The organism is Caldivirga sp. UBA161, assembly GCF_002506515.1.
Taxonomy (GTDB): Archaea; Thermoproteota; Thermoprotei; order Thermoproteales; family Thermocladiaceae; genus Caldivirga.
Genome location: NZ_DAXS01000003.1, coordinates 16,989 through 28,283 on the forward strand (window position 1 = coordinate 16,989; position 11,295 = coordinate 28,283).

Below are 11,295 nucleotides of genomic sequence, written 5' to 3' on the forward strand. Positions count from 1 at the left end.
TCCCTAACTATTACTAAGTCAACCCCATCTCTAAGAGCCTTAACACCCGGGTATACTTTAGCAGGCCTAATATTGGCGTATAGGTCAAGGCCCCTCCTTAACTTAACCACAACCTCACCTGCACTCTCCCCTACAGGCCCCTTCAATATGGCGTCCGACGACTCAATAATGCTCCAGTACTTGTTTGGTAAAGCCTCACCATACTTGCTTAAAGCGGAGTCACCTGCCTCAACATCATGTAACTCAATTGATAACCCATACTTAGCCGCGGCCGCCTTAAGGACCCTTAAGGCTGAGTCAACAACCTCAGGGCCTATTCCATCCCCCCTTATTACGGCTATCCTCATGCTGATCCACCGTTAACCTCCATTAGTACTATTCTTTTAAAGTCCTCCCACGTTAAGCTACTCCCTGAGTCACCTAACTCCTTTATACGTTGGAGTATCCTCATGACTAATTCATTATTGGGTTCAATACCCATCATTTTCAATGCATACTCCACTGAGTGCCTACCACTATGCTTACCTAGGACTATTCTACGGCTCATACCAACTATCGATGGGTCAATAGGTTCATAAGTCTGGGGATTACTTAAGATACCGTGCACGTGTATTCCTGATTCATGGGAGAATGCGTTGGCACCAACTATAGCCTTATTGGGTGGTATAGGTATTTTGAAGAACCTTGATACTGCATCTGAAACCTCCTTAATCCTATTAAACCTAATCCTAGTATTGTAACCTAGTAGGAACTTAACGGCTGATGCTATTTCCTCCAAGGCCGCATTACCCGCCCTCTCACCAACACCATTTATTGTACCATGAGCCTGATCAGCACCAGCCTCTATTGCGGCGACACTGTTGGCTACAGCCATTCCGAAGTCATCATGGCAGTGGACACTAAGTAGGTAATTACCCCTCACCCTACTTTTAATTAACCTAACCAGGTTCATAATCCTACTAGGCCACATGACGCCAACCGTATCGGCTATATCAAGCCTATCAGCCCCAGCATCCACCACGCTTTGAAACACATTGACCAGGAAGTCTATGTCACTCCTAGTGGCGTCCTCGGCGCTGAACTCCACTGTTAGGCCATGGCTCTTAGCATACTCCACCGCAGCCACTGCGGCCTCAATCACTTGGCTTCTACTCATCCTTAACTTATACTTCATGTGGATGTCTGATGTGGCTATGAATAAGTGCACAGCCTTCACATCAGCGTCAATCACCCTATCAATATCAGCCTTATTGGACCTTGATAAGGCAATAACCTCAGACTCAGTAACCTCCTTACTAATCATTTTAACAGACTTAAACTCACCCTCACTTACAGATGGATAACCGGCCTCTATTGAATCAACCCCAAGGTCCTCAAGCTTCATCGCTATTATTAACTTCTCCTCAGGCCTTAACGCAACCCCCGGTGTTTGCTCACCATCCCTTAGGGTGGTGTCTAGGAACCTCACGTACCTAACCCCCGCCTCCTTAACGGGGGTTTGAATCACTTCTTGAGCAATCTAGACCACCCTAAACCCCCCTCAGCATTGAGTATATAAGTTTTAAGCCCTAGCCAATTAATAAATAGATAATAGTTCATTCCAATAGAGTCTCCTTGCCTCAACCAAAGGGCTAGTAATTGGAACGCGGTAAATAGATAGTTTAAGGGTAATGCTTAAATAGGGAAGCTTGGAGACAGTAGTTTAATGAGGTGTTTTATTCTTTACGTACGATAGGGAGGGGCCTTGGAGGGCCCAATGTGAAAACAAGTTAAGTGGGGAATACAATCAAATGAATGAATCAAAACCAAGTGAATCAAAGGGGGGTGATTACGGTGGTTAGGGCTGTTGACGCATTGGCTGATGAAATAGTTAAAATGAATATTAAGGAAGTATTCGGTATACCAGGCGGCCAAATAATGCCTCTGTTCGATGCATTCTACGGTAAGGATGCTAAAATATTCCTATTTAGGCATGAGCAGGGAGCCATTCATGCTGCTGATGCCTACGGTAGGGTCACTAAAAGGCCTGGGGTCGTCATGGTGACCTCAGGCCCAGGGGCAACTAACCTAGCCACTGGCTTAGCTAATGCAATGATGGATTCATCACCCCTAGTGGCCTTAACTGGTCAAGTACCAACCTCAGTGTTTGGTAGGGATGCGTTCCAGGAAACTGATATAGTTGGCTTATCAATGCCCATAGTTAAGCACACCTTCATGGTTAAGAAGCCTGAAGACCTTATACCAGCCTTTAAGGCAGCCTACAGGATAGCAACCGACGGTAGGCCTGGCCCAGTTCTAGTTGATATACCTAGGGATGTTCAATTATCTGAGGTTAAGGGGAATGGTTCAGGAGGCATTAACGTTAACTATAAGGGTGTTCCAGAACCAGACATAGGCCTAGTGGCCTATGCAGTTAAACTACTTATGGAGGCTAAGAGGCCAGTCATGCTTGTTGGTGGTGGTGTTTGCTGGAGCAACTCCACTGAGGAGGCTTTAGCCATTGCTGAAGCCCTTTGGATGCCCATAGTAACCACCCTACCTGGTAAGAATTGTATACCTAATAATCACCCATTATTCATGGGTCCAGCTGGAATGCATGGTAGGGTTGAGGCTGATGCAGCCCTAATAAACTCAGACCTTGTACTTGCAGTTGGGACAAGGTTCAGCGATAGGACTGTGGGTGATTTCAAGGAGTTTCAGAGAGGTAGGAGGATTATTCACATTGATATTGATAAGAGTGAGATAGGTAAGAATGTTAAGCCTAGCGTAGGCATAATAGGTGATGCCAAAGCCACGTTAAGAATGATGCTTGAGTTAATTCCTAAGGCGGCTGTTAAGAATGAAGCCTTCGTTAACTGGCTTAAGTCAATTAAGGAAGCTTATGAGAAGTTCAGGGAGCAGGATGACATGCCTGGCTTCGCGCCATGGAAGGTACTTAAAGTGGTTAGGGAGGTTACACCACCATACGCCATAACTGCAACAAGCGTGGGCAGCCACCAAATGTGGAGTGAACTACATTGGGACGTCTACGTCCCTGGAACATTCATAACCAGCGCTGGCCTGGGGACGATGGGGTTTGGTTTACCAGCAGCCCTAGGCGCTAAGGTGGCTAAGCCTAATGTACCTGTTATTGATATTGATGGTGATGGCTCATTCCAAATGACCATGCAGAACCTGGCCCTAGTTAGGGAGTATAACCTACCCATAATCGTGGTGATCTTCGATAACTCAACACTAATGCTGGTTAGGCATTGGCAAATGCTACTATACAGTAGGAGGATAATTGGGGTTGATTTCCAAGCTAACCCAGACTTCATTAAGATAGCTGAGGCTTATGGGATAGATGGTGTTAGGCCAAGTAACTACGATGAGTTGAGGAGTAGTGTGTCTAGGGCTATTAGGAATAATGAACCACTGGTGGTTGATGTTACAATAGACAGGGAGAGAGACTTGGTGCTACCTTGGGTTCAGCCAGGTAAGTGGCTTGCTGAAGTAACCCTGCCTGATGGGTTTAAGGTTAATTTAAGGTATGGTGATGGGAATGAATAATTACAAGATAAGTATAACTCTACTGAATGATGGAAGCGTGGATCCATTAGTTAGGGCGCTTAATGTTATTAGGAGGGGTAAGGTGAATGTTAAGTCAATTATAATGTCCTCCAATCAGAACCACGTTAATGTTGAAGTATACGTTGAGGGCATTGAGGATGAGGTTAACTGGGTTTGCAATAAATTGAATAAACTGTATGATATAGTTAACGTAAGCTATACAACAAGTATAAGTATACCTAAGGTGCAGTCCCTACAGGTAGGTGAGAGGAATGGCTAAGATATATAGGGAAACGGACGCAGACCTATCTGAATTAAAGGGTAATGTAGTGGCCGTGTTAGGCTACGGTATACAGGGAAGGTCATGGGCACTAAACATGAGGGACAGTGGGTTAAGGGTTATTATTGGGGTAAGGCCAGGTAAGAGCCGTGACCTGGCTAAGGAGGAGGGGTTTGAGACCTATGATGTGGCTGAGGCAACTAAAATGGCTGATGCCATAGCCGTACTACTCCCAGACATGGTTCAGCCAAAGGTTTGGGCCAGTGAAATAGGGCCTAATCTAAAACCCAGTGCATTAGTAATATTCGCCCACGGCTTTAACATACGCTACAACCTAATTAAACCACCCAGTAACATTGATGTAACCCTAGTGGCCCCTAAGGCACCTGGTAAGGCTGTTAGGGACGAGTATTTAAGGGGGTGGGGTGTACCAGCGCTTGTTGCAGTTCAACAAGATTACACGGGTAAGGCCTTGAGGAGGGCCTTGGCTGTGGCTAAGGCTAACGGCTTCACTAGGGTTGGCGTAATTGAAACAACCTTCGCAGAGGAAACTGAAACTGACTTGATTGGTGAGCAGACAGTGCTTGTGGGTGGTTTAATGGAGTTGATTAAGAAGGGGTTTGAAACAATGATTGAGCTCGGCTACCAACCTGAGGTAGCCTACTTTGAGGTGCTTAATGAGGCTAAGTTAATAATGGATTTAATATGGGAGAGGGGCATTTACGGGATGCTTAACGGCGTCAGTGAAACAGCCAGGTACGGGGGATTAACGGTAGGCCCCTATGTCCTTGATAACTCCGTTAAGGAGAGGATGAGGAAGGCCGCTGAGAGGGTTAGGAATGGTGAATTCGCCAGGGAGTGGTTAAATGAGTATGAGGGGGGCATGAGGAACCTCAGTAGAATGCTTAATGATGTTAAGAACCATAGGATTGAGGTTGTGGGGGAGGAGTTGAGGAGGTTAATGAGGAGTGGTAGGTAATATTACTTCATTTATATTAGTAAAACATGAAATATTTAATGTTAGTTTTACAAATATTAACATTAAGTTAAGTAAGCTTCTTGGTAAAATTAATAAACCCACAATTAAGAACCCATACCAGTGATTAATAATGGGCCTCACATTAACCGAGAAGATACTAAGTAGGGCCGCGGGGAAACAAGTTTCCCCAGGCGACGTAACTGAGGTAGCCGTTGACTTGGCGGCATTCCATGACTTAACTGGGCACCATGTGGTGGAGGTTATGGAGAATATTGGTGTTGTTAAGGTTTGGGACCTTGATAAGTTCGTGATGGCCTTCGACCACCTGGCACCACCCCCCAATGAGAGGGCCGCTGAAATTCAGGTTAATTTAAGGAAGTTCGCTAAATCCATTAACGTAAGGAACTTCCATGATGTTGGAGACGGCATCCTACATCAATTACTCCTGGAGAAGTATGCAATACCTGGTCAAGTGGTCATGGCTGCTGACAGCCATACAACAACCGTTGGCGCGGTGGGTGCATTTGCACAGGGAATGGGGGCTAGTGATATGGCTGCAATACTCATAACAGGTAAGACTTGGTTAATGATTCCTGAACCATTCCTAATAAGGCTCATTAATGAGCCAGCCCTTGGCGTTTACGGTAAGGACGTGGCGCTCCATATCCTCTCAGTGTTTAAGGCTGAGGGCTTGAATGGTAAATCAGTTGAGTTCCAGGTTGAGAGGCCTAAGGCATTCCCAATGGATTATAGGGCCACTGTATCAAACATGGGTGTTGAGTTTGGCGCTGATGCGGCAATATTTACCCCAGATGAGGAAACCATAAACTACCTAAGTAAGAGTAGGGGGATTAACGTTAAGCCAATTAACCCAGACCCAGGTGCCAAATATATTGATGAATACACCATTGAGTTAAATAAGCTTGAGCCACTTGTAGCTGCACCGCATAGTGTTGATAACGTTAAGACTATTAGTGAGGTGGAGGGTACTGAGGTTGATTACGTCTTCATAGGTTCATGCACCAATGGCAGGTTAAGCGACCTTGAGGCTGCAGCCAAGATACTTAAGAATGGTAAGGTTAAGGCCAGGTGCGTGGCCATACCAGCATCAAGGGACTTATTCATGAAGGCCCTTAACGCCGGTTACGTGGAGGTGCTAACTAAGGCGGGCTGCGTGGTTACGTATGGCACATGTGGGCCATGCCTAGGAGGCCACTTCGGAGTAATTGGGCCCGGGGAGACTGCAGTATCAACGGGTAGTAGGAACTTTAAGGGTAGGATGGGTTCACCTGAGGGTAAGGTTTACCTAGCCAATGCCGCCACCGCAGCAGCCACGGCACTTGAAGGTAGGTTAACTGATCCAAGGAAGTACCTTTAATACATTAACCCTGGGCCTGATTTAAACCCTCACCAGCAGCCTGATTACTGCCGCTTCCCTGACCCTCAACTCCACTTGATTCACTTGGCCTTGAGGCTTGCCTCCTAGCCTCACTGCGGATAACATCAAGGAATGTGGTGAAGCGCCACTTCCACACCCTGAAGGCCTCCTTAAGTAGGTTCACCATACTCATGTTACCGTAGTTCTCAACCCAGAAGACGTACTTATCCTCATCCCAATCCACCACCAGTGAGCCGCTGCATGCCTCCTCACAGGTTTTCCAATTATCGAAGGTGCATTGCAGTGGATCCGTTATGACGTATTCATCATTCTTCTTGGCAATACCCTTACATGATTCAAGGCATGAGGCACACCTTTCATCCCTTGGGTTAAGTAACTGAACCTTCGGGTAATAGTAGTATGATGCTAGGCATGCCTGCCACTTGGCATGATCCCTAGCCCTACCTAACTTGGCGTATGCCTCAATGGAGAGTACTTGACCCTTACTCATCTTAACTATTAAAGTGTCTGGGTAAACTGGGGCGAAGTCCGGGTCATCTGGTATTAAATCCTTAGCGTAAACTGACACCACTTGGTCACTAGCCTTAACACTCAACTGGTACCTAACCTGGCATAGGCTTGGGTCAACTAACTCATCCTCACACTCCTCGATCTTAGGCAGCTTCTCCAAATTCGTCTTAAGTGGGATCATTGATAACCTATGCGCAAGGACCTCATCATACATTACCGTGGTATTATCGAGGACAATAACCCTATCAATTGCTAATACGGGAACATCAGTGATTAATATCCTCCTAAGTGAGTTAACTAGGCTTGGCTTAAAACCCTCCACCACTAATTTCAAGTAATCATCACTGTACTGGAGAACCTTAACTGATGCCACATGCCCCACTGGCTGGGTATTTTATAAACCTTAATCAGCGGTAGTGAAGGCTAATAGGTGGGTGAGGGAAAGTTAAATTAAGGTAAGGTGAGGCGCCAGGTGTGGGTGCTGTTGAGAGGTTTATTGAGGCATTCTTAACGGTGTATAGGGATTATAAGGGTAAGTGGGGCATAATTGATGTCTACGCCTATAGGACTCAAGGTAAGTCAATTAAAGCCTTCGCATCACTAATAATTAATATTAATGGAATCCCAAGGACAATAAACGCGTACCTATTCTCCACGGGTAAGGTGATGATGATAAGTGACGTAACCCCAATCCTCAGGGGTAAGGTTAACTGTAGTGGTTCACCTACAAGGGCCACTGTGGACATGTACCTACCCCCTGAGGAGTACAGCATATGTATTAGTGGGGGGTTTAATGATTCCCCCAATATCCTCATAGCCTTAACTAGGGATTATGGGGAGGAGAGGATTCTACTTTACAGTGAGGTTAATCAAAAGTCAATAGACTATAATTCCCTAGTTAAGGTACTTGGTGAAGTTAAGGATGCGTTGAGTAGGCTCTTCACTACTCAGTGAATATCGGCCTTATTAACTCAACCTCAACCTCATCACCCTCATCATAACCCTCCCTATTCTCAGGAACCATAAGTACGCCATTACCCTTAACCAGGGTGGTCAACACGCCACTACCTGTTAAGGCAAGGGGCTCAACGTAAACCCTACCATCCCTACCCAAATAGACCCTCACCCTAACGAAGGACCTTGTGTTTATTGGTGTTGCAACCCTCCTCGTTAAAACACCCTTAACCCTGGGCCTAGGTTCATCAACAGCATTCATCATGTGGAGTAGGGTTGGCTTAACAAGAACCTCAAAGCCTGTTAATGAGGCCACTGGAAAGCCGCTTAGCATGAATATTGGTTTACCATCCTTCACAGCAACACTATTGGGTTTACCCGGCCTAATGGCTAACCCATGATTAAGGTACTCGGGCTTTAATTCAGCCACAGCCCTTATAGTGTAATCAATCCTACCCACTGAGGCACCGCCCGTGGTGACTACTATATCATGGTCAATGAGGGCCTTAGCCACATGATCCCTAATCACGGCTTCATCATCAGGTAGCTTGAGGTAATCAACAGTGCACCCAAGGCTCCTAAGCATTGCGGTAAGCACGAATCTAGTACTGTTAATCACCTTACCCGGCTGTAAGCCACCCTTTAAGGCATCCTCAACCTCAATAAGTTCATTACCAGTAACTATCAGCATGACCCTGGGTTCATAAACCTTAACCCTAACCACACCCATTGATGCTAATACACCGAGGTCCCAGGGCTTAATTAAAGTACCCCTCCTAAACACCAACTCACCCTTGGCCACATCCTCACCAATCCTAGACACATTATCCATGGGGGCCACTGGCCTGTAAACTTCAACATAATCCCCCCTCCTACCCGTATTCTCATACATAACCACCGCATCGGAGCCTGGAGGAAGCGGTGCGCCTGTGGCTATTTCCACAGCCTCACCTTGATTAACAATGTATTTCCCAGGATCCTCACCAACAGGTAGGTAACCCTTAACCCTAAGTATTGCTGGGTTTGTTGGTGAGGAGCCGAATGTGTCAATACTCCTCACAGCATACCCATCTACTGCTGACCTATTGAATGGTGGAACATCAACGCTTGAGTAAATGTCCTCAGCCAAGTACCTGCCCACTGCATTAATTAAATCAACATCAATGGAATTTGGCGAGTGCTTAATCAACGCCAGCACCTCCCTGAGGACAACATTAATGGGCTTAACCTCCCTAAACCCCTTACCCGTAATATCCTCCATTAATACACTTCCAGCGGCACTGAGTTTTAAATCCTTGCAGTGAGTTAAACTCATTAACCCTTAAATACGCTTCAAGTAGCCTTAGCTTAAGGGGGTAATGGCCATGGCGCTCTACATTAGGGAACAAGAGGTGGATAGGTTACTTACGTATGGTGAGGCAATTAAGGCTGTTGAGGATGGGTTTAGGTTACTTGGATTAGGTAAGGCCGTTAACTTACCTAGGCGTAGGGTTATACTACCTGGTGCAGTACTTCATGTTCTTCAAAGCGGTATCTTAGGTGATTATAATGTCGCCGGTTTAAAGGCATACTTAAGTACTAGGCAGGGGACAAGGTTCGCCGTCCTATTATTCAGTGTTGAATCGGGGGAATTATTAGCCATTATTGAGGCTGATAGGCTTGGGCAAATTAGAACAGGAGCAGCATCAGTAGTGGCTAGTAAGTATATGGCTAATTCAATGAGTGAATTAGGCATAGTTGGTTCAGGTAGGCAGGCTAGGGCTCAATTTGAGGCATTCAACTCCACTGGCTTATTGAGGAGCGTTAAGGTGATTAGTAGGAGTAGGGCTAATGCTGAGGCATTCGCATCCTACATTAAGTCTCATGGGGTAGATGCCGTGGTTGCCAATGATTATAGGGATGTATGTAATGTTGATGTTCTAGTAACTGCAACTAACTCAAGGGAACCATTCATAAGGGGTGAGTACCTTAATGAGGGTATTCACGTTAATGCCATTGGGAGTAATTGGAGGAATAGGGCTGAATTAATGCCTGACGCTGTTAATAAGGCTGAATTAATTGCCGTTGACGACTTGGAGCAGGCTAAGGAGGAGGCTGGGGACTTAATAATGGCTGGTGAGGAGGCTTGGAGTAAGGTGGTTAAATTATCAGATATTGTTGTGGGTAACGTTAAGGGTAGGGTGGGTTCAGGATCAATAACAATCTTCAAGTCCCTAGGCATATCCATTGAGGATATTACTGTGGCCAAGCTAATTTACGATAAAGCCGTTAAGGAGGGGATTGGTGTTAATATAGAATTCAGCGGCATATTTAACGCAGGCAGGTAAATAACATTAATTAACTTAAATCATAAAAGCTTAAAAATGTGGATGCATGATTAATGAAGGCCGGGGTGGCCGAGCCTGGCCTAAGGCGCGGGACTCGAGATCCCGTCCCCGCAAGGGGGCCCGGGTTCAAATCCCGGCCCCGGCGCCAGTTAATTCACCCATAACTAATTATGTCGTTGAAGGTTAAAATTATTAAGATACCTAGATTAAATTATACATGAGGTACTCCATTAAGCCTCGGAGGCTTAAGGCTGGTTCCACAATAATGCTTGTAGCCCCAGCCAGTTTCACTCAATATTCTGGTGCAGGACTGAATCTTGGTATTCAATTCCTTAAGAGGATGGGGTTCAATATTGTCCTTGGTGAATCAGTTCGGGGTTCATGGATCCATTGGCATTTATCAGGTCCTGATGATTTACGTGCTAGGGATTTACTTGAAGGTTTTAGGAGGAGTGATATTGATGCCGTTTGGTGTGTTAGAGGTGGTGCTGGTTCCTTGAGGCTCCTTAACCTCATTGATTACGATTTAATTAAGGAGAACCCTAAAGCCATCATAGGCTTCAGTGACATAACCGCTATTCAGAATGCGGTTTACTCAATGGTTGGTTTACCTTCAATACAGGGGCCTATGCCTTCAGTAACACCTAGGATTAATGATGTTGGTTTAGCTAGGTTTAGGAGGGACTTGGAGTTAACCGTGAGGATACTCATGGGTGAGGTGGTTGAGTTGAGGCAACCTGAGGGTGGGCCATTCATAAGAGTGATTAATCATGGTAAGGCGAGTGGGAGAGTTATTGGTGGTAATTTAACCCTCTTCACATTACTGCAGGGTACACCATATAGGCCTAATCCAAGTGGTGGTGTATTGTTCCTGGAGGATGTTAATGAGGAGGCTTATAGGATTGATAATTACTTAACAGTATTAAGGCTGGGTAATGTTACTCCAATAGTTAATGCTATTATTTACGGTGAATTCCCTGAACCAATGCATAGTGGCCCAAGCCCAAGTATTGAGGAGGTTATTGCTGAGGACACTAGAGACTTCACGAAGGCCCCATCATTCATCGGCTACCCATGCTGCCATGGAGGTGATGAACATGGGATTAACACATACCCAGTACCCTTAGGCATTAATGTTGAGGTTAATGCTGATGATGCAGCCATAATAATGCTTGAAGCCCTCACTGAATGAGGCATAAGCCTACTTTATGCTTAGTTGCTTAGATATCGCTAGGATTACTGGATGTATTGATATAACCTAGTCTACTGGCATCATTAGTTATAGCATCAATAATGT

10 protein-coding genes, 1 tRNA gene and 1 pseudogene are annotated in these 11,295 nt (G+C 45.6%); 8 read left to right on the top strand and 4 right to left on the bottom strand.

The genetic code is table 11. The annotated features are described in order from the left end of the window. Together BP896_RS00370 and BP896_RS00375 are read right to left on the bottom strand one after the other, a co-directional pair. Positions 1-353: pseudogene (locus tag BP896_RS00370) on the bottom strand (isocitrate/isopropylmalate family dehydrogenase); the annotation flags it as partial. Next, the gene (locus BP896_RS00375) at positions 344-1,507 is read right to left on the bottom strand and encodes a 2-isopropylmalate synthase (protein ID WP_291764524.1); all 1,164 of its coding nucleotides are present in this window, start codon (positions 1,505-1,507) and stop codon (positions 344-346) included. The pseudogene BP896_RS00370 and the gene BP896_RS00375, both read right to left, overlap by 10 nt. 287 nt (positions 1,508-1,794) lie before the next feature. Between BP896_RS00375 and ilvB the strand changes: the two genes are divergently transcribed. The 4 genes from ilvB to BP896_RS00395 all read left to right on the top strand — a co-directional run bounded on the left by ilvB (position 1,795) and on the right by BP896_RS00395 (position 6,186). After that, entirely contained in the window at positions 1,795-3,549 is a 1,755-nt protein-coding gene (ilvB, locus tag BP896_RS00380; protein ID WP_291764526.1) for a biosynthetic-type acetolactate synthase large subunit, read from the top strand. Then, positions 3,542-3,829 carry an ACT domain-containing protein gene (locus BP896_RS00385; protein ID WP_291764529.1) on the top strand — a complete coding sequence of 96 codons (288 nt, stop codon included), beginning with the start codon at positions 3,542-3,544 and terminating at the stop codon, positions 3,827-3,829. The genes ilvB and BP896_RS00385 overlap by 8 nt, the downstream gene beginning before the upstream one ends. Beyond that, a complete protein-coding gene (gene ilvC, locus BP896_RS00390; RefSeq protein ID WP_291764531.1) occupies positions 3,822-4,808 on the top strand; it encodes a ketol-acid reductoisomerase in 987 nt (328 codons plus the stop codon). Before BP896_RS00385 ends, ilvC begins: the two co-directional genes overlap by 8 nt. Positions 4,809-4,938: 130 nt before the next feature. Then, positions 4,939-6,186: a 3-isopropylmalate dehydratase large subunit gene (locus tag BP896_RS00395; protein WP_291764533.1), complete on the top strand. Its 1,248-nt coding sequence runs from the start codon at positions 4,939-4,941 to the stop codon at positions 6,184-6,186. Between the two features lie 4 nt (positions 6,187-6,190). Here BP896_RS00395 and BP896_RS00400 read toward each other — a convergent pair whose 3' ends face one another. Next, positions 6,191-7,090, bottom strand: a complete 900-nt coding sequence (locus BP896_RS00400; protein WP_291764535.1) for a DNA-directed RNA polymerase subunit D — start codon at positions 7,088-7,090, stop codon at positions 6,191-6,193. A gap of 101 nt (positions 7,091-7,191) precedes the next feature. On the opposite strand from BP896_RS00400, the gene BP896_RS00405 reads away from it, so the two are divergent. After that, positions 7,192-7,671 carry a hypothetical protein gene (locus BP896_RS00405; RefSeq protein ID WP_291764536.1) on the top strand — a complete coding sequence of 160 codons (480 nt, stop codon included), beginning with the start codon at positions 7,192-7,194 and terminating at the stop codon, positions 7,669-7,671. Here the strand turns inward: BP896_RS00405 and glp are convergent. Further along, positions 7,661-8,932 carry a gephyrin-like molybdotransferase Glp gene (glp, locus tag BP896_RS00410; RefSeq protein WP_291764539.1) on the bottom strand — a complete coding sequence of 424 codons (1,272 nt, stop codon included), beginning with the start codon at positions 8,930-8,932 and terminating at the stop codon, positions 7,661-7,663. The two genes, BP896_RS00405 and glp, sit on opposite strands and share 11 nt — an antisense overlap. Before the next feature lie 103 nt (positions 8,933-9,035). On the opposite strand from glp, the gene BP896_RS00415 reads away from it, so the two are divergent. The 3 genes from BP896_RS00415 to BP896_RS00425 all read left to right on the top strand — a co-directional run bounded on the left by BP896_RS00415 (position 9,036) and on the right by BP896_RS00425 (position 11,190). Then, on the top strand, positions 9,036-9,998 hold the full coding sequence (locus BP896_RS00415; RefSeq protein ID WP_291764541.1) for an ornithine cyclodeaminase family protein: 963 nt from the start codon (positions 9,036-9,038) through the stop codon (positions 9,996-9,998). A 59-nt stretch (positions 9,999-10,057) separates the two neighbouring features. Beyond that, positions 10,058-10,146, top strand: a tRNA-Ser gene (locus BP896_RS00420). A gap of 69 nt (positions 10,147-10,215) precedes the next feature. Further along, positions 10,216-11,190: a S66 peptidase family protein gene (locus tag BP896_RS00425; RefSeq protein ID WP_291764542.1), complete on the top strand. Its 975-nt coding sequence runs from the start codon at positions 10,216-10,218 to the stop codon at positions 11,188-11,190. Positions 11,191-11,295 lie beyond the last annotated feature (105 nt).